Origin of the sequence: Saccharothrix sp. AJ9571 (assembly GCF_021725495.1) — a bacterium.
GTDB classification, from domain to species: domain Bacteria; phylum Actinomycetota; class Actinomycetes; order Mycobacteriales; family Pseudonocardiaceae; genus Amycolatopsis; species Amycolatopsis magusensis.
Genome location: NZ_CP091382.1, coordinates 5,792,348 through 5,810,096, shown reverse-complemented (window position 1 = coordinate 5,810,096; position 17,749 = coordinate 5,792,348). Strand labels below are relative to the sequence as shown.

General features: G+C 67.0%; 11 protein-coding genes and 25 tRNA genes. 4 read left to right on the top strand and 32 right to left on the bottom strand.

Annotated features, from left to right (window positions below; translation table 11 throughout):
* Positions 1 to 38 precede the first annotated feature (38 nt).
* From L3Q67_RS27010 to L3Q67_RS26995, 4 genes are all read left to right on the top strand, one after another.
* Complete coding sequence (locus L3Q67_RS27010) at positions 39 to 5,585, top strand: hypothetical protein (protein ID WP_499184252.1); 5,547 nt, start codon at positions 39 to 41, stop codon at positions 5,583 to 5,585.
* 1 nt (position 5,586) lies between these two features.
* Positions 5,587 to 7,395 carry a hypothetical protein gene (locus tag L3Q67_RS27005; RefSeq protein WP_499184251.1) on the top strand — a complete coding sequence of 603 codons (1,809 nt, stop codon included), beginning with the start codon at positions 5,587 to 5,589 and terminating at the stop codon, positions 7,393 to 7,395.
* A gap of 39 nt (positions 7,396 to 7,434) precedes the next feature.
* Positions 7,435 to 7,803, top strand: coding sequence for a hypothetical protein (locus L3Q67_RS27000; RefSeq protein WP_499184250.1), 369 nt, complete (start codon positions 7,435 to 7,437; stop codon positions 7,801 to 7,803).
* 108 nt (positions 7,804 to 7,911) lie between these two features.
* A complete protein-coding gene (locus L3Q67_RS26995) occupies positions 7,912 to 8,253 on the top strand; it encodes an HU family DNA-binding protein (RefSeq protein WP_499184249.1) in 342 nt (113 codons plus the stop codon).
* A gap of 320 nt (positions 8,254 to 8,573) precedes the next feature.
* On the opposite strand, the gene L3Q67_RS26990 is transcribed toward L3Q67_RS26995, so the two are convergent.
* From L3Q67_RS26990 to L3Q67_RS26835, 32 genes are all read right to left on the bottom strand, one after another.
* Positions 8,574 to 8,969 carry a hypothetical protein gene (locus L3Q67_RS26990; RefSeq protein ID WP_499184248.1) on the bottom strand — a complete coding sequence of 132 codons (396 nt, stop codon included), beginning with the start codon at positions 8,967 to 8,969 and terminating at the stop codon, positions 8,574 to 8,576.
* A 100-nt stretch (positions 8,970 to 9,069) separates the two neighbouring features.
* Positions 9,070 to 9,483: a hypothetical protein gene (locus tag L3Q67_RS26985; protein WP_499184247.1), complete on the bottom strand. Its 414-nt coding sequence runs from the start codon at positions 9,481 to 9,483 to the stop codon at positions 9,070 to 9,072.
* 444 nt (positions 9,484 to 9,927) lie between these two features.
* Positions 9,928 to 11,736, bottom strand: a complete 1,809-nt coding sequence (locus L3Q67_RS26980) for a TerD family protein (protein ID WP_499184246.1) — start codon at positions 11,734 to 11,736, stop codon at positions 9,928 to 9,930.
* Positions 11,658 to 12,122, bottom strand: a complete 465-nt coding sequence (locus L3Q67_RS26975) for a hypothetical protein (RefSeq protein WP_499184245.1) — start codon at positions 12,120 to 12,122, stop codon at positions 11,658 to 11,660. Before L3Q67_RS26975 ends, L3Q67_RS26980 begins: the two co-directional genes overlap by 79 nt.
* A 126-nt stretch (positions 12,123 to 12,248) precedes the next feature.
* Positions 12,249 to 12,325 (bottom strand) — tRNA-Cys (locus L3Q67_RS26970).
* A gap of 132 nt (positions 12,326 to 12,457) precedes the next feature.
* Positions 12,458 to 12,534 (bottom strand) — tRNA-His (locus L3Q67_RS26965).
* A 2-nt stretch (positions 12,535 to 12,536) separates the two neighbouring features.
* Positions 12,537 to 12,608, bottom strand: a tRNA-Val gene (locus L3Q67_RS26960).
* 159 nt (positions 12,609 to 12,767) lie between these two features.
* Positions 12,768 to 12,840 (bottom strand) — tRNA-Asn (locus L3Q67_RS26955).
* Between the two features lie 10 nt (positions 12,841 to 12,850).
* A tRNA-Arg gene (locus tag L3Q67_RS26950) sits at positions 12,851 to 12,925 on the bottom strand.
* A 5-nt stretch (positions 12,926 to 12,930) separates the two neighbouring features.
* Positions 12,931 to 13,004 (bottom strand) — tRNA-Lys (locus tag L3Q67_RS26945).
* A gap of 32 nt (positions 13,005 to 13,036) precedes the next feature.
* Positions 13,037 to 13,110 (bottom strand) — tRNA-Lys (locus tag L3Q67_RS26940).
* Positions 13,111 to 13,139: 29 nt separating this feature from the next.
* Positions 13,140 to 13,229: transfer RNA gene (locus L3Q67_RS26935), tRNA-Ser, on the bottom strand.
* A gap of 34 nt (positions 13,230 to 13,263) precedes the next feature.
* Positions 13,264 to 13,335: transfer RNA gene (locus tag L3Q67_RS26930), tRNA-Ile, on the bottom strand.
* A gap of 11 nt (positions 13,336 to 13,346) precedes the next feature.
* Positions 13,347 to 13,437 (bottom strand) — tRNA-Ser (locus tag L3Q67_RS26925).
* Positions 13,438 to 13,445: 8 nt separating this feature from the next.
* A tRNA-Leu gene (locus tag L3Q67_RS26920) sits at positions 13,446 to 13,532 on the bottom strand.
* Positions 13,533 to 13,536: 4 nt separating this feature from the next.
* Positions 13,537 to 13,609: transfer RNA gene (locus L3Q67_RS26915), tRNA-Gln, on the bottom strand.
* Between the two features lie 13 nt (positions 13,610 to 13,622).
* Positions 13,623 to 13,694 (bottom strand) — tRNA-Gln (locus L3Q67_RS26910).
* A 7-nt stretch (positions 13,695 to 13,701) separates the two neighbouring features.
* Positions 13,702 to 13,777, bottom strand: a tRNA-Leu gene (locus L3Q67_RS26905).
* Positions 13,778 to 13,810: 33 nt separating this feature from the next.
* Positions 13,811 to 13,886 (bottom strand) — tRNA-Thr (locus tag L3Q67_RS26900).
* Positions 13,887 to 13,899: 13 nt separating this feature from the next.
* A tRNA-Leu gene (locus L3Q67_RS26895) sits at positions 13,900 to 13,973 on the bottom strand.
* A gap of 46 nt (positions 13,974 to 14,019) precedes the next feature.
* A tRNA-Phe gene (locus L3Q67_RS26890) sits at positions 14,020 to 14,094 on the bottom strand.
* 105 nt (positions 14,095 to 14,199) lie between these two features.
* Positions 14,200 to 14,270: transfer RNA gene (locus tag L3Q67_RS26885), tRNA-OTHER, on the bottom strand.
* A gap of 70 nt (positions 14,271 to 14,340) precedes the next feature.
* A tRNA-Pro gene (locus tag L3Q67_RS26880) sits at positions 14,341 to 14,417 on the bottom strand.
* Between the two features lie 38 nt (positions 14,418 to 14,455).
* Positions 14,456 to 14,529 (bottom strand) — tRNA-Asp (locus tag L3Q67_RS26875).
* A gap of 33 nt (positions 14,530 to 14,562) precedes the next feature.
* Positions 14,563 to 14,637: transfer RNA gene (locus L3Q67_RS26870), tRNA-Arg, on the bottom strand.
* Between the two features lie 45 nt (positions 14,638 to 14,682).
* Positions 14,683 to 14,754: transfer RNA gene (locus tag L3Q67_RS26865), tRNA-Glu, on the bottom strand.
* A 5-nt stretch (positions 14,755 to 14,759) separates the two neighbouring features.
* Positions 14,760 to 14,832 (bottom strand) — tRNA-Gly (locus L3Q67_RS26860).
* Positions 14,833 to 14,910: 78 nt separating this feature from the next.
* Positions 14,911 to 15,713, bottom strand: a protein-coding gene (locus L3Q67_RS26855) for an IS5 family transposase (RefSeq protein WP_499184244.1) whose coding sequence is annotated in 2 segments (ribosomal slippage) — positions 14,911 to 15,368 and positions 15,368 to 15,713 — 804 coding nt in all. Because the reading frame shifts where the segments join, the coding sequence is not laid out codon by codon here.
* 110 nt (positions 15,714 to 15,823) lie between these two features.
* A tRNA-Tyr gene (locus tag L3Q67_RS26850) sits at positions 15,824 to 15,907 on the bottom strand.
* 146 nt (positions 15,908 to 16,053) lie between these two features.
* A tRNA-Trp gene (locus L3Q67_RS26845) sits at positions 16,054 to 16,123 on the bottom strand.
* 91 nt (positions 16,124 to 16,214) lie between these two features.
* Entirely contained in the window at positions 16,215 to 16,358 is a 144-nt protein-coding gene (locus L3Q67_RS26840) for a hypothetical protein (protein ID WP_499184243.1), read from the bottom strand.
* Positions 16,359 to 16,837: 479 nt separating this feature from the next.
* The gene (locus L3Q67_RS26835) at positions 16,838 to 17,695 is read right to left on the bottom strand and encodes a hypothetical protein (RefSeq protein WP_499184242.1); all 858 of its coding nucleotides are present in this window, start codon (positions 17,693 to 17,695) and stop codon (positions 16,838 to 16,840) included.
* Positions 17,696 to 17,749 lie beyond the last annotated feature (54 nt).

Here is a 17,749-nt window from a genome sequence, read left to right as displayed (position 1 = left end):
AGCTTATGAATCCGAGCGTCCATAGGAAGCTGATGAGCATGAAGAAGGCCCACGGTCTGCGCAGGTACTTCTACGAGTACGTCTTCTACAAGGCAGTCGGGCAGGCGCGGGATCAGACCGGACAGGTCATTCCGATCTCGCAAGCCAAGGCGATCCGCGCCCACGTCGACAAAATCCTCCAGGAGATCGGCAGCGCGGTGATCGACCCGCAGCTGGGTGTCACGGACTGTCTGACCGCCATCGACCGGGCCTTTGCCGAGCGAGTGCCCGGCTACGAGCCGCAATTCCGCGATCGCACACCCCGCGACGAGCGCTACCGGCAACTGCAGCGGGAGTTCACCGCTGTCACCGGCGTCGGCGCACCCGCCGCCCCGGCGTCAGCCCAGCTGCCGATCAGCCCGTACGACCCGGCCTGGTCCGAGCGCGCCACCGTCAAGCGCGCGGGAACCGACCTGCTCTACATCCCCGACGAGACGATCGCGCGCGTGGCGGGCGGGGAAGTCGAGACGCTGGCCGACCCGCGGCGGGGGAACATGGTGCTCTGGCGGGTCGGCGACGAGGGCACACCGTACGAGGCCGGCCGGGCGATGACGAACGACGACGCCGCGGGACTCACCGCGCTCATGGACAAGATGAGCCAGCCGGAGTACACCCAGATCCGGGAGTGGGTCTTCGACGGCGGGCGCGATCCGCAGACCGGCCGTGTGGACCGCAACCGCTTCATGTCTCAGCGCGCGGTGGCCCGGTGCGCCGCCGTGCTCGAGGAGCTGAAGGCACAGGGCGTGTCCTACGCGGTGCTGCGCGACCGCGAACCCGGGCAGATCAAGGCAAAGATCGCCGGGACCGGAACGGAGATCCGCCTCATCGACACGCGCCAGGAGGAGTACGCCGGAGCCCGGATCTACGACAACGGCACGGTGTTGCGTTACTCCACCAACCACCGGGTGCCCGGTGGCATGGCGGTGCCCTCCCCCACCCCGGCGGAGGCGGTGAGGCTGTTGCGTTTCGCACAGGGTCAGCGCGTCGAGCGCGACGACCTTCCCGACACCGCGGCCGGCGAGATCGGCACGACGCACGCCGAACACGGCCGCGGCCGCACGATCCTCGACGTGCCCGATAGCTACCACCTCGACCGGGAGTCGATGTTCGCCGTCGGCGACTACGTCGTTCCCGGGGAGCCGAGCGCCCGGCCCGGATCGAAATTGATGCTGCGGCGCGACGCGAAGAACCGCTCGCTGCCGGCCTTCTTCGTCGACGCCGAGCCTGCCGAGGCTTATGCCCGCCAGGCCGTGGAGAGCGCACGGGAGAACCTGCGCTCGGCGCTCGGCGCCGAGACGCTCATCGCCTACGCCGCGGCTGAGCTGGAACGCACCGGTGGTGCGCTGGATGAAGTCGAGCCGCCGGAGTACGCCTCCGACGCGGAGATTGCAGCAATCCAGCGCACCTACTGGGACGTGCTCAGCGGGGCGCGCAGCGATCTGCTGCGCCCGGGAGCGACCGAGGAGATGTACCAGGAGCGCCTGGAGGAGATCGGCGAGTTGCAGGCGGACGAGGTCTCCGGCGTGGGCAACCTCGTCTACGGCGGCACCGCAGCCGACAAAGTCCGCGCGCACGCCGAGGACGTGCCGTTCGAGCTCGTCGGGACCTGGGAGGCTGAGCCGCACGATCTCGACGGTCAGTGGGTCGACCAGCGCTTCGACCCGGTCCGGGTCGCGAAGTACATGACGAGCCCGACCGGTCAGTGGTCGAATCTGGACAATCTGGCCTCCGCGCTGCGTCGCTGCGGGGTCTCCCCTGACGAGCTGATGGGCTCGGGTTTCCAGGCGACCCGGTTCAAGGACCGGATCGTGATCTTCGACGCCGGCACCGCGATGCCGATCGCCGAGCACGACTCGCCTTTCCTGCGCCGCATCGGCCAGACAGTGCGCGAGAGCCTGGCACGCAACGCCGCGACGCCGCGCGAGATCCTCGTCGACGCGCAGGGGATCATCCGCTGGAGTGCCGAGAAGCTGCGGCGTGACGGGCAGGCGACCCCGGTCTCCGGCGAGATCGGCCAGGTTTTCGACCTCGGTGCGCACGGTGAGATCGTGACCCGGTTCGCCAGCGGGGAAAACATGCTCATCGTCCCGGGCTTCGAGGCCCGGATCGCCGCTCCGACACCGGGCGAACCCCCGACCTCGGTCGAGGAACGCACGATCCTGCGCGGCTACGAGCAGCTCCTGCACGAACGAATCCAGTATCAGCTCGCCGGCGACCTCGTGTCCGGGCGCAGCCAGACCGGTGAGCCAGCCTCGCTCAACGCTATATACGCACAGCTTTACGGCACCAAGCACCCGGCTGACTTCATCGAGCGGGCGACGGCCTACGAGCGCGACGAGGACACCGGGGAGACCCGCGCGGAGCTGGACGGGTGGACGGCCTCGATCCTGCGGACCGAGGCCAGGCGGGTGCGGTATTCCAACGAGATCAAGCAAGGCTCGACGATCTACGCCGAGTACCGGGCCGAGCGTGATCGCATCGACCCGGCCGACGACAACCACTTCGACGCCTGGCGGCTCACCGGCGGGCGGAACATGGCGGTGCTCACCGGGACAGGCCAGAACCGGGTGGAGGCCCCCGGCGGCTACTTCGACCCGGTGATGACGGGGGGTGCGACCAACCAGGGCATCGTCCGGTACTTGACCGAGGACGCCGTGGTGAACGCCGACGGCACGATCGTTCCCGGCAACCCGGACACCGCGACCGGCTCGCGGGCCCCACTCATGAACCGGCCGGAACTGGTGACGCTGCGCTACGACCCCTTTGACCGTCAGCAGATGACGGCGTCGACCATCATGCAGTCCTCGGAGGTGACCGAGCCCGCGGGCACAGCGCTGATGACCTTCGGCGGTTGGACGGCGGACGATCCGATCGTGATCAGCCGTGAATTCGCCGAGGAACACCAGATCCGCGGGGCCGGCGGGCAGCTCCGTGACCTCGTCGTCGGCGACAAGCTGTCCGACCTGCACGGGAACAAGGGAGTGATCTCGCTGGTCGTCGACCGGTTCATGAAACCGTGGGACGCCCGCGCGCAGGGCATCGAGCGCGAGGTTGCCTGGTTCGGCGCGAACGCGGACCTCGACGTCGTCATGAGCCCGTTCTCGCTCATCTCCCGGCGCAACGCGGGCTCGGCCCGCGAGCTCATGAACGGCCGGGTGGCGGGCTTGTTCACTCCCGACGGCGAGCACCAGCGCGGCTGTCTCGGCGAGATGCGGTTCGTCGTCACGCACATGGCAGTCGACGACAAGACGAAGGTCTACGACGACGACCAGGTGCGCGCGGGTAAGGGCCGCAAGGCTTCCTCACAGCTGGCCTGGGCCCTGCAGTCGCAGGGCTGTTCGGCGATCATGCGCGAGTTCTACGGGCACAACAGCGCCGCCGAGTCGAACCTGCGGGAATACTTGCTGGTGACGGGCCTGGACATGGAGGCCGACGGCACGCTGCGGATCGTGGGCCAGGCCGAGGGCGTCGACGAGCGGCCCGCGCGCCGGCTCATCGCCATGCCCGAACTGCAGCGCACGCAGCCGCGCAAGCACGGTCAGCGTCCAGCGCTCAACACCACGGCGATGCGGAAGGCCTTCGGCAGCATCATCGGCGACCGGGGCGGCGACATGGAGATCCCGTTCGCGCTCACGTATCCGACCGGCGAGCAGACCGACATGGTTAGCGCGACGTCGTGGACGCTGCCGGTGCTCTCCGCGCACCTGCGCAGCGGCCAGGAGTTCGACGACGGGAACTCGATCACTCACGACTACACGCGCAGCTACCAGGATGTCTTCGTCGAAGCCTGCCGCTATCGCTACATGGCTGAGCAATTGGAAGGCCAGGGCCTGTCCTCGGAAAAGCGCGCCGAGGTGCGCCAGAGCATGAGCGAGTCGGTCACGCGCGCTCAGCGGGCCTTCGAGGCGATCACGACCGATGTTCAGAACCGGGTACTCACCGGCAAGAACAACATCTTCAAAGCCGGGCTGATGTCCTCGCGGCTCTCGGACTCGGCGACCATGGTGTGGACTGCGGACCCGCGGCTCGACGTCGACCAGATCGCCCTGAGTTCGGTCAAAGCCGCGCAGCTGGGATTGGCCGAGGGCGACCACGCGCTGGTGTGGCGTGACCCGGTCCTGCGGGACGCGGGCGTGCGGTACCTGCGGGTCGCGATCGATGACCGGCTCACCGGCGCCGCGATCAACCCGGTGATGGATCAGTGCTTCGACGGTGATTTCGACGGCGACGCGGTCGCCGTGGTGAAACTGCACAGCGAGGCGGCCAAGGCCGAAGCCCTGGACAAGCTCTCGGTACCGGCGAACCTGCTCGACACCGGTGTGGCCGGCCCCGACGGGTCACATCCGCTGGCCATGCAGGTGTCGCTGGACACCCAGGTTGCGCTCTCGAAGAACGGGGAGTTGGCCGAGGATCTGGAGAGTTCGCGCAGCGAGGCGAACCGGATCAGGCGGCGCGCGCTGACCGGTGCCGAGTCCTCCGAGGCCACACAGCTCGCCCAGCAGGTCGTGACCGAGGAGCTGAGCGGGCTGTACCGCCAGGCTCAGCGTGGCGAGTTCGGGGCGGCGCTGGTGTTCTCCTCCCGCGACGCGCATCTGCGCAGTGTTCGCCAGGTGTGTGTCGAGACCGGCGCCAAGGGCAGCGAGAAGAAGCTGGAGGACTACGCCCGCAACCTGGGCGACGAGCGGGGCATGCCCGGCATCACGCACGAAGACCAGGAGGCCTCGATGTTCGCCACGGCGATCAAGGCCCACGGCACCGGCCTGGGCGGCTCGTTCAGCCAGCGCGCGGTCCGCGCCCTGCGCGGTGAGGACCTCAAGGCGGTGCTCGAGGTGACCTACCCGGTCACTCAGTCGATCCTGCAGGCCAAGCACGACGCGGCCGAGGCCCGGCACAAGTACGCCATGCTCCAGGGCCCCGGTCGGGACCTGTGGCGCGGTCGCAAGCTCGAGCACACCGGCCCGAACCAGTGGCAGCCCGAGTTCGTCGACGGCGAGGCGGTCCAGGCCACAGCCGAGGAGTGGGAGGCGCAGTTCATGGAGTTCTACGAGTCCAAAGAGGGTTTCGGCGTCAAGGTCAACCCGGACTACGTCGCTCGCGTGGCCAGGGCGCTGGAGGACCCGACCACGGGTCTCATCCGCAATCTCGAGGAGGACCCGGCGCTGGAGGGCACCGTGATGGACCGGATGGCCTACGGCGGCACCGTCGACGTGCTCGTGCAGGCGGCCAGGAATCGCGAGAGCGTGTACGACGGCGAGAAGAACGAGCAGTTCGCCCCGGTCGGCACCCGCAAGGCCCGGGCGGAGACGGCCAGGGCGCTCGACGCCCTCGATGATCAGCACGGCCTGGGCGGGCTGAAGGCGGACATCGCGGTGGACGCCACCGTCGTCAAGCGCGACGTGATCGCCGCCGCCGAGGACACGGCTCGTGCACGCGGCGGGAACCGGCGCTCACCGCACGCGGTCGGCGTGGGTGGTCGACAACGGGTCTACACAACGGGCCTCGACGTCGAGGAGCAGCACGCCGACGACCACGGGTTCGGGTTCTGAGATGGCACAGAACAACGAACACGGCACCGGGGCCGGCCGACGTCGGCGGGCGACCAGAGCCTTACCGCTCCCGGGTGCCGGCGGTCCTCGCAACGACCCGGGCAACGACCAGCCCCGCACCGAGGGCGCTCAGCAGAGCCCCTACGCCCGATGGCGGCCTGGGAGTGAGCAGGACATTCTCGATGCCGAGATCGTCGATGAGACCGGACCGCAGGCCTCCCCTGGCGCCGAGCGGGAGCGCCTGCGAGATCGGGCGCGCGAGTTTTTTGCCACGAACCTCACCGAGCCGATGGCCGATCGGAACCGCCGGCGCAGGGCCAGGCACGAGCGGCCCGCCGACGGCGACGGCCTGAACCCGCGGGAGCACCTGCTCACGCTGCGGGCAGACATCAGGCTGGCCGGCGAAAAGTATATGGAGTCGCTGCGGGACTCCAAGCTGCTGGTACCCGGTTTCAACGACGAGGAGCGCGAGGAGGAATTCAACGCGATGCATCACGTCTACATGAAGATGATGATGCAGGGCTGCCTCAAGCCGCTCACCCGCGGGGTGAATCCCAGCTCGATCATCCAGGCCACCGGCATGATGCTCGCGATGCGGATGCTGTCGCCTGAGTTCAAGCAGGAGGTGGGCACCTACCTGCAGCCACTGCGGGACAAGATCCGGGAGCGCGTCGATGCCCGGACCCACTCGGTGCGGTCGTTGGCGGAGTTCCAGGTCGCCATGTACAACGAGCTGATCGACGTGCGCACCGCGGCGAAACTCAGGCGCAGGCCCGAGCTCGCCGGCGACGAGACGTTCATGGCGCGCCAGGAGAGCAACAAGACCGACCGCAACGCGTTCCTGTCCAGGAAGTGGCGACGCCGGATGGAGGCCATGGAGCGCCGGGACCGCGGCCATCGCGAAATGTTCACCCCGGAGTCGGCCGCCATGACCGAGGTCGCGCTCATGGAGAACGCCTTCTGGAGGATGCGCTCGCCGGAGAACGACAGCAACGAGATCTACGCCAGTTACCGGGCGATGCGCAAGCGCTTGCGTGACCAGATGGCCGACGATGGCCTGGACCGTATAGAGGTCGTCACCCGGGCAAGGATGATCATCGGCCAGCGGATGGAACATGAGCCCGAGATGCGGTTGATGTTCAACGGCATGGCCCACGGCCGGATCGTCAAGTCCCCGCCACACGCGGAACAGATGGCCGGCACCGACCGGGTACGCGAGGTCTGGAGTGGGCAGTTCGATGATCAGTTCGGCCGCCGGATTCCCGACGACGGCATGTTTACGCTGCGGCGGCCCATGGATGCTGATACCCATCAGGCGCAGCTGGCCGAGACGATGGCGAACTCGATGCTCGATGGACTAACCCGGGACGACGAGAGGGCGTACGCGGGCAGCGTCATGGGCTACCTCGTCGGTTACGCCGTGAGGAAGGCGGGCCTGGATACCCGCGGACTGCCCGAGATCCTCAGGCAGCGGCTGGATCAGTCGAAGTCCATGCTCGCAAGTATGGACATCGACGGCCTGCCGCCGGACAGGCAGCAGGAGGTCTACTCCAACGCCTTCACCGATGCGATGGAAGATGTCGGCGCGACGCATCCTGGTGTCGAGGACTCGCTGCGCCTGAGCTTCGGCAACGACTGGCAGACCACGCTGCAGGCCGCCGTCGACGACCCGGTCCGATTCGTCCACGCGCAGCGTATGAGGCCCAACGTCTACTACGCGGGCCCGGAGCAGTCGACCCAGCAGAGTGCCGATTTCGATTGGGGGTGGTCGGCCAGGCAGACCGACTCCGACGACTACCAGCCGACATAAACGATCAGACCAGGGCGGCACGCAGACGAGAGGAAGATGATGAGCAGCCAGCAGGAGGTCGGGGAGCAACAGGCCGGGTACGGATCGAACTTCGCACGCATGTTCGGCTATGTCACGCCCGAAGACCGTAGCCGATGGGAGCAACAGCGAGCGCAGAACAAGCCGAACGTGAATGTGATCAAGTTGGGCGTGACGTCGGCAGTGGACTCGATGCTGGAGTTCGGGGATAAACACATCCAGGCATCGCTGGAAGCGGCGCACCGTGTTGCGGCGCAGCGGCAGTTCGATGAAGCCCACGACAAAGTCGTGAATATGCGCCAGGATCCGAAGACTCGTTCGATCATTGAAACGGTCGACTACGAGACCAGGGATCATCGGCAGGAGATCGAGCCCGACTTCGAACTGTAGTCAGCGCTCTACTGACAGACTGATTAGCCTCAGTTCTCCAGGCTAGGTCTTGCATCGACTGCACTCAAGCGCTATACACACCTGAACGACGTTAGGCCGAGGTGGAAAATGGGATCGACCGAACATCCGCGCATCAGCAAGCGGGAATTCATCTCGCGGGTCGCGACGCGCAGCAAGCTGCCGATCAGGGTCGTCAACGACGTGTACGAGGCACTCTTCGGTGAGCTCACCAGCGCGATCAGCGATGGCGAGAAAGTGGTACTCACAGGCTTCGGTCGCTTTTACCTCCAGGCCCACAAGGGCCACAAGGTGCGCTTCGGCGGGAAGGCCGTGAACGACTACTCGGTGCTGAAGTTCTCGGCCTCGCGCAACCTCAATCGTCGGCTCGAGAGCACCGAGGGCAGGGACCTGGTCCGACCGCGGACGTGCGAGGCGATCAACAACCCGTGACTGTTTCGACGACACCGGACAATGGAAGGTGGAGTCGGCCTGTAGATGACGAGGAACAAGCAGGATAAAAGAGAAACCCCGGTGACGCAAATGCGTCACCGGGGTTTCTCTGCGTCTGTATGTCCTACGTCTTTCGACTGCCGGCGAGTACGACGCTGATGTCGATCCGCAAGGCGGCGAACGCGCCGTCCCCAACCTTGCATTTTTGATGCAGACAGCCCAGGCAGACATCGAGGAAGCCGCTGATCCCTTCCTGCCGAATCGCCGACTGGGCATTCTACGAGAGTTCAAGAATCCTCAACGGAACCACCAAATACGGATCAGCCGAGCTCGAGGCCTGGGTTCTGAGCGGAATGCTCCGACGCCTCGACGGACTGCTGCCGCAATCGCAACGGATTCGCGATCGGCTCACGCTGCGAGCGCAGTTCGGCAAGCGTGAAGCCAACGGGGCGACCCAGTCGCTGGCCGGCCACGTAGTAGACCTGCCCTGCGTTGCGTTCACCCAGTGCGATGACCTCGCGGGTGATTAGCTGTCCAGGACCTTCAGGCATTCGTTCACGCCACACGAGTCGATGTGACGGCTTGCGACCCGGGTCGGCCCCGACGTAGGTGGTCTGACAGTCAGAAAGATCTGGATAAGTGGGCATGTATTCGAGCCGGTGCGTACCGCGCTCCCCCTGCGCGATCAGCTCCAGTTCGTTCAGCGTGACACGCAAAAGCCGACCTTGAGGGCCGCGTGGGTTATGCGCCGCGGCCTGTTGCAGTGCGCGGAGGTCTCCTTTGAGGCCGGGCGTGACCACCAGACGTAAGGGCTGCCTACCCATCGTTGTCCTGCCGGTCCGATCGAGCGTCACGTTGGTCCTCGGCCCACCGCCGCCCGATCGGGCCAAGCTCTTCGGCGAGTTCCTCGACGGTTACTTCATCGTCGGGTTCGCCGACGGCGCTGCGCGCATCGGCATCCTGAATCCGACGGGAGAGTTCACTCTGGAAAGCGCTCTCCTCACGGACATGGTCAGCGTGGCCGTGCTTCATCAAGCGCATGAACGCAGAGAACGGGATGATTGCCGCTTCGGGCTTGTTCGCATCGCCGAAGATCAGTGGTTCAGTCTCGCCACGGCGATAGAGTGCCAGCAGGGAGGCCAAGTCCTCGTTCCGGATCTGACGACTTGGGACGACATTGACGGGAAACTTCGGCAAGCCGGTATCGGGAGTGTCGCTATCGTGGCTCATAGCCTCAGTCTATTCGTGCAACGTTTGCTTGTCTTTGCCTCACCCATGAATTAATAGGTCTCTTATCGACAAGGCTGTTGATGATTGCCGGCTTCGGTGAAGGCAGGGGATCCCGGTGATCCACGATGCGGATCACCGGGAAGGTTCGTGCAGGCCGGCCGCCTGCTTAGAAGTTCCCGAGGTTACCTGCGGGTTGACGATGTCCAGGAATCGGCACCACCGTGCGACCGCGCGATTGCGGCGCCCAACGCTACGCGCTTGCACAGACCGGTTATTGAGCCTGAGGCGACCCTGACAAGAAGGAGCCATGGTGGCCTGTCAGGCAAACCGTTAGGCCACCGTGTTGGTCAGGCGCGAGGAGAGGGAGGGCACTAGGAACCATTCCAAGGTGGGAGTAGAAGGAAGTCCCCTCATTGCCTCGCATCTACCAGGGTATCGGCCTGGTCAGGCCGGGATCAACTGGTTTAGCCGGTCCAGCGTGATCACCTCGGACCCGTCCGGCAGGGCCTCCGGCGCGTGCATGCCGAGGAACGTCACCGGGGCGTCCAGCTTGGTGCCGGACTCCCAGGTGGTGATCTCGGTGCCCGTGGCGCGCATCAGCTCGACGAGGTAGCCGACTGTGAGGTAGTCGCGTTGAAGTAGCCCGCGGGCGAGCACGGCGGTGCTGGCCCGGTTGGTCTCGAGCCGGTTGAAGTTCGGCGTCCCGGACAGGTACAGATGCAGCCACGTCGCGGTCCAACTGCCGTCCGCGCCGCGGGCGAACACGACCGGCAGGGCCACGCGACCGGTGCCGCGCATGTCCGAGCGGGTCCGCACGGTGCGGGCCTCGAACGGTGCCCCCGCCTGGTCGTGACCGCAGGTCATCCACCCGAACATCGACTCGGCGACCTCGTCAAACCCCTCGCCGGAGTAGACGTTGACCTGCGGCACGACGTAGGCGGCGGAAGTGGCGTCGGCCGAGTTCAGCGGGAAGTCGATGAACTCGGTCGCGCCATCGGGCGCCGGTGCCTGGGTCAGGTCGCCCGAGTACACCGCGCCGCCGTTGTGATAGTTCGTCCACGACACGTGCCCGGCGTAACCGAACTCGTCGTCGAGCAGCAGCGCCGACAGGTCGAAGTCGGTCCGCCGGCCGGCCTCGCGCCAGTAGGCGAAGAACCGCAGCACCTCGCCCTCAACTTCGCTGCGCGAACCGCGGGGCAGCACGGCGAATCCTGCCTCGGCGGCCTTGCCCGACAGCGGCAGCGCCACCGACAGGACTGCCGGGTCGACCACCAGGCGTTCGGGCCGGGGCAGCCGGGTGGTCAGCTCGGCGTCGATCATCGCGCAGGCCTGCGTGATGACCTCGCCCGGCAGCGGCGGCCGGGTGTCGTCGGTGACCCAGGCCCGGCGGGAGCGGGTGGTGAACACCCGTGCGGCGTCCGGCTCGGCGCGGTTGGCCAGGTGCTCGCGCACCGAGCACAGCACGCGCCCGGACACCTTCCCGAGCACCTGCGTCATCGCGGCGAACACCGCGTCCCGCGCAGACGCGTCGGCCTGGCGCAGCAACCTGTCCAGCGACCGCATCAGCATGCCCGGCGCATCGGTGAGGATCTTGGCCGCACCGGCGACGTCGTCGCGCGCGAACGCCAGCTCCGCTCGTGCCGAGAGAGACCGGACGGTCCGTTCGCCGCGGGCGACGGCGAATACTTCGGCCGCGTGCGGAAATCGCGGTTGTTCGTGCGGGTGCAGCCCTTCGCCGAGTCGCTTGAACCGGTTGGCGAAGCGGGCGACGTCACCGAGCTTGCCCTCCCCGCCACCCACGACCCGATCCAGCGCCGCCATCAGCACGCGGCGTTCGCGGCGGGCGAAGCTGCGGAACTTCGTCGGTTCGCCCAGGGTGACGTCACCACCGCTGGCCTGGCACGCGGCGCGCAGCACATCGAGCACGGTGTCCACTGCCAGCAGCGGCTGGCCGGTAACCAGCCGGGCCGCGTTGAGCACGGCGCGGTTCTCCCGCGCCGGCACCTCGCCCAGCTCGGCCTCGCCGCAGGTTCCAGCGAGGTCGGCGAGCAGCTGCAGGTCGGCCTCGCCCAGCGGGGTGGTCGACTCGGCCAGCTCCCGGTACAGCGCCGTGGTCTCCTCGTCGAGGGTGCCGCCGAGTCGCACGAGCGTGACGCGGTCCTTGACCGAGGGAATCAGCTCGTCATGAGCGGCGAGCAGTTCGGCGTAGGTGTGCTGGTAGCGGCCGTAGCGGGGCAGCTCCAGCAGCCCCACCAGGCGCTGGTCGAGTACTGCGAGCAGCTCGGCGTCGGTTGGCGCCGAAGCGCCGCTGCGGGCCTGCGGCACGAGGCGTCGCGCAGGCAGCGCACCCAGAACTCGACAGTGTCGGGCACTCCGCGCGGGAAGTCGCGGAAGTAGGCGTTGTGGGCGACGTGGTCGCCGACCAGCTCGCGCACCGCGGCCACGACGTCGACGGCCAAGTCCATCGCCGCGCCCGGCTCCAGCCCGGAGACGTGCTCCAGCAGATCACCGGTGGCCTTGAGCCCGGCTCCGGCCAGGGCCGCGTCCATCTGCCGGGCCACAGTGGCGCCCTCGCCAGCGGCAGCGGGGCTGCGCGGGACGCGCAGCGTCTTGGTGATGATGATCTTCCTCAGGTGCATCACACGTCCTTATCGTCGTCGTCTGTTCAGGTCTCGCGCGGTGGCGGGGCCCGGGGGCTGTGCCGCCCGCCTCGGGCGGATGCGCGTGCCCGCGCTGGGATCTGCACAGCGGGGCTGGGACATCGGTGGAGACCCACCCGGGAGTCGAACCCGGTGATCACCACGGCTTTGCAGGCCGCGTCACGACCGTCGTGAAGTGGGCCGAACAGGCACTGGCGCGAACGCCAGGCCGGGGTCGCGCGCCGTGGTGTCGATCCACGTCGGCAGGGCTTATGAGGCCCCGCTGGCTGCCGAACCGCGCGCGGTGCCGCTGCGGGATTGCCCCGTGGCGGAAGTGGGGTGGCCGACCGGACTCGAACCGGCTTCGCCCGGGGTCACAACCCGGGGCCTCGTCTCCTTCGGCGTCGGCCACAGTCGTCCCACCAGGAGTCGAACCTGGGACCGGCCCGGTGTGAACGGGCTGCTCTTCCGCTGAGCTACAGGACGTCGCCCCCGCGCGGAACGGCGCGGTGAGCCTTGGTGCTGGTGGAAGACGTGGGTGTCGAACCCACCACGACGATCGTGCAAGGATCGTCTGCGCTCCGGCGCGTCCCCCGAATCACGCGTCGTCCCTGGCTCCACAAGGGGACGCTGGGTGCGATGCAGCTCCCCCGCCAGGACTCGAACCTGGTGCCTCCCAATTAATAGTCGGGTGCACAGCCTGTTGCGCCTCGAGGGAATGAACGTGGTGGTGCCCCCAGCAGGAGTCGAACCTGCGTTCCCGGCTTCGGACGCCGGAGTCGTATCCGCTGGACCACAGGGGCGCGGGTGGGCCGCCAGGGATTCTAACCCTGAACCCGCCGGGTAAAAGCCGGCTGCTCTGCACGCTTGAGCTAACGGCCCGCGGCGCGGCGCTCGTGCCACGCCGGGTGGAGTAGGTCGCCGGGGACTCGAACCCCGAACCTGCCGAGTAAGAGTCGGCAGCTCTATCCAGTTGAGCTAGCGACCCAGGGCACCGCCGATTCACCGGCGATGCGGCGGAGGATGCAGGATTTGAACCTGCGCGGCGCTCGTCACGCCGACCACCGTTTTCGAGACGGCTGCCTTTCCGGGCTCGGCCAATCCTCCTTGCACGGCCACGATTTTCCGGTGCCGTGCGCGGTCGAGGTGCCAGGAGTCGAACCTGATCCGTCGCTTCATCAGAGCGCTGCACAGACCGCCATGCTCCACCTCGTTGTCGGTGCGCGGAGGGCGCGCGATTCGAACGCGCGCCGGGGCCTTGGCCCCGGACCTCGGGTTAGCAACCCGGTGCCTTGCCGGGCTCGGCCAGCCCTCCAGAGTGTGTACCCCCGACAGGAGTCGAACCTGCACGCCCGTCGCGCGGGCTCGCGGGTTTGAGCCGCGTGCGTCTGCCAGTTCCGCCACAGGGGCTCTGCTGCCCGTCGAGGAGTCGAACCTCGGTCTCCACGACCAGAACGCGGTGTCCATGCCAGCTGGACCAACGGGCATTGGGCTGCAGGGCTCCCGGTCCAGGACTCGAACCTGGACCGACGGAGCCAAAATCCGCCGTGCTACCAGTTACACCAACCGGGAAAGTGCGTGCCGCCCACCAGGATTCGAATCTGGACTCGCCGCGTTCTGAGCGCGGTGCCTCTTCCGTTGGGCTACAGGGGCGCCGTCCGCACCCGGGTAGGCCGGGCAGGGGGCGGTGGAGCCGCACCTGGGAGTCGAACCCAGTTCCTCCCGTTTACGATACGGGCGCTCGGCCAGGTGAGCTTGTGCGGCAGTTCGTATCGCGTGCGGCTCCGGGGAGTCGAACCCCGACTGGGCTGGTTCTCGACCAGGTGCCTCTGCCAGTTGGGCTAGAGCCGCGAGATGGTGCCGCGCGCTTGCGCTGCGCCGTGGTCGTGGTGGTACGTGGTGGCTCCCCAGGGACTCGAACCCTGTCCACCGGGTCTTCATACCGGTGCTCTGCCGGTTGAGCTAGAGAGCCGAGCCGGGAACGTGTCGCCGGAACTGGAGCACCGCACTCGAAGGCGAGGCTCTCCACCCCGAGGAAGGTCAGCCTCGGGATCTGGGGCGAATCGGGAACCCTGCGTAGCGCGTCCGGGAGTCGAACCCGGGTCCCCCGGTGAGAACCGGGGATCCTTTCCGCTGGAACAACGCGCCATTCGGGCCCGCACCGGCGGGCCCTGGGAAGGCCGGACGTCGAGTCGCGCGTGCCGCTCGAGAAGGGCCTTGGTCGGATGCCCGAGAGTCGAACGCGGTGACTCCTGATCCCAAATCAGGTGGGGTCGCCAGTGCCCCTCGCATCCGGTGCGACCGGCACCGCCATGCGGCCGTGCCGATCTGAGCGCTCACGACGGGATTCGAACCCCGCGATCGCCGCATGGACAGTGCGGTGCCCTTGCCGCTGGGCCACGTGAGCATTGCGACGTCGGCGCCGATCCGCGCCGACCCGTGCCCCCACCAGGACTCGAACCTGGAAACCTCCGCGTTCGTAGCGCGGCGCTCTGTCCACTTGAGCTACAGGGGCGAAGCGGACCACTGGCACCTCAGTCGATGACGGTGGTCCGCGAAGTAGCGCGTACGGGATTCGAACCCGCGCCTCCCGGGGTGAAAATCCGGTGTCCTTCCCATAGACGAACGCGCTGTGCGAGCGGCCGGAGGGCATCGAACCCTCTGCTTCGGTTTGGAAGACCGACGTGTCCGCCGAGTTCACCACGACCGCACGAATGCGCCCGGCCGTCTCGGCCGTCGGCGCCGGTGCCCCCAGCAGGACTCGAACCTGCGCCCGTCGGCTTAGTGATCAGTTCAGAATGAGTTTGCGCAGGCAGATGATTGAGCAGGCCAGGTTGAGGATGGCTTGGTGGACGTCGGCTCGTCGTTCGGTTCGGACGCGTAGTCGTCGGAAGCCTTTGAGCCAGGCGAAGGTGCGTTCGACCGGCCATCGGACTGTGCCCAGGCCGGAACCGTGCTCGACGCCGCGGCGGGCGATGACCGGGGTGATGCCGCGGTCACGAACCAAGCGGCGGTACTTGTCGTGGTCATAGCCGCGGTCGGCATAGAGGCGGCGAGGTCGGCGACGTGGCTTGCCGACCACGCCGCGGATCGGGGGGACGGCGTCGATCAGTGGGATCAACTGGGTGACGTCGTTGCGATGGCCGCCGGTCAGTGTGACGGCGAGCGGGATACCGGTGGCATCGGTGATCAGATGGTGCTTGGAGCCAAGTTTGCGCCGGTCAACCGGGCTGGGCCCGGTGTGGACCCCCCTTTGAGGGCGCGCAGGTGGGTGGAGTCGACCAAGGCCGCGGACAGGTCGAGCAGGCCGGCCGCGCGCAGTTCGGCGAGCAACTGTTCGTGCAATTGCTGCCACACTCTGGCCTCGTGCCACTCGGTCAACCGCCGCCAGCAGGTGGCGCCCGAGGCTCCGAACAGGGCGGTCGGCAGCCGGTTCCAGCCGATGCCGGTGCGCACCACGTACAGGATGCCTTCCAGTGCGGCCCGATCGTCGGCACGCTTGCGGCCCGGATAGCGCAAGCGCCTCGGGTGCACCGGGATCAACGGTTCCAGGCGTGCCCATAGCTCGTCGGTCAGGACTTCCTCACGCACGACGTGATCGTGGAACGTCCAGCGCCACAGGCAAAGCCGACACGCCAGCTCATTCTGAAATGGTCACTTAGGAGGCCGCTGCTCTGTCCGCTGAGCTACGGGGGCTGGAGTGGTGAAGGAGGGAGTCGAACCCCCTGTGTCACGAGGACGCCCGGTTTACGGCCGGGTGGGGCTCCGACAGCCCCATCTTCACCGGTGGGTCCGGCCGCGCGGCGGCCGGACCCGGTGCTCGCCCTGGCCACCGGTGCGGCGACGGGGACGAGCTTTGGGAAATGTCTTGCTCCGCTGTGTAGATGTCAATGAACTGCACCGTGCCCATGGTGAAATGGGCGGAGTGAAGCACCGGCGGAGGGAGTCGAACCCCCGGCAAACGGTTTTGGAGACCGCCGCGCTACCACTAGCTCGCCGATAGGAATCAATCGTTCAGGGGTGCACTAGATAGAGAAAGCCGCCCGGATCGGTTTCCCGATGGGCGGCTCCCTCGACATGACGAGATCTACGTCATGGTGGGGAGCCCGCGTCACCCAGAAGGCGCTCTTCCAACCAGGAGACGGGCTTCTGGCGGTCGTCCTTCGACGAGCACACGACAGCGATCGCGATGGCCAGATACTGGCGTCGCGTCCCTCGCTCCCGCACGGTCGTCATGACTGCTCCTTCGTTCGCTGATGTGCACCCATCATCGCTCACATAGACGAGCCACGTCAATCTGTTTTTGGGAAGGATGAACACATATGGGTGCCGACGCGATGGGTCCGGCTTCGGAGCGATCAGACAGCTCTGATCGCTCCGAAGCCGACATTAGATCATCCACCAGTTAGACAACGTCCGTCACTAACTGGTGGATGACGTTCAGTAGCAGCGTTCGGGTCGAAGTTGGGTCGCGCTCGGCGCCCGGCGCGGCGAAGTTGCAGAACGTCGCCAGCTGAACAGAGCGCAGCGGAGTCAGCACCGCCGGACCGTTCGGATCGGAGCCCTACGCCGGGTTCAGCACTCGACGGGCGTCGAACAGCTCTGCTTCACCACGTCCTCGGAACGCTTGGTGCCTGAGGTGCGCATGAGCTCGAGCACCGACGCCGCTCACTCGCCGGGCACTCGTGCAGCCAGCTTCCCGTCGAGGGAGCGTTCTATTCCTGCGATTTCGGTGGTGGCCTTCGAGGACTGGGTAGCAGCTTGATGCCCACGCGTGCCGCCGCACTTCGGACTTTCCTCACCGCGACCCTCTCCTTCCACCTGCGGCCGAGGTCGACCGCCTTCAGTTTTCGTGGGATCACCTTCCTCGCGAGCTTCACGACGGTGCTGACCTGTGCTCGCACCTCGGTCTCGTGGTAGAGCCGCACCGCCAGGTCGATGCAATAGCACGCGTACCGGAAGTGGATGTCGTAATCCTTCAGGTCCCATTCCCACCCGGCGTCCTCGCCGAAGACGTCGAGTTGTTCGCTCTGCTGTAGCCACTCGCGGGCTTCGTGCTCGGTTTCGGCATGAAGCTTCGCGTTGTCGAGGAGCAGTTCTCGGCGCTGAACGACGCGGTCGGCTTCGGCGGGGTCGTCCTGGCGGATCTCGGCGATGGCTTCTTCGGACAGCGTTTGGTGCTCGTGGAGGGTGTCGTGGACGTGTTGCAGGAACACGTCGGGGGCGTACTCTTTGATCTCGGCCGACCGGTCGCCGCAGAGTTTCTCAGCCCAGTAACGAAAGCCGAGGCGCGGCGCCCCGTCAGAGTACGTGTCGCAGCGCCCACTCGGGAGATGGAAGAACTCGATCATGTCATGTTTCCTCGCGAACATGTACCCGTCGGCGATGTCGCCGCACGTGACCAGGTGCCCAGGCCAGGTGACGACGTCCCAGGACCAGATGCGGGTGCCAGGCTTCCGGAGCCGCAGGTGGCGGTAGACGCCGTTGTCCCGTAGAACGACCAGCTCGTGCTCGGCGGTCTGGCGCAGGAACCCGGCATAGGCCTCGGCGTAGGGGTTAGTTGGCTTTGTCATTGCGGGTATTCCGTGCTTTCTCTTCGTTGCCGATGTGCGGGACGTCCTGTTGCC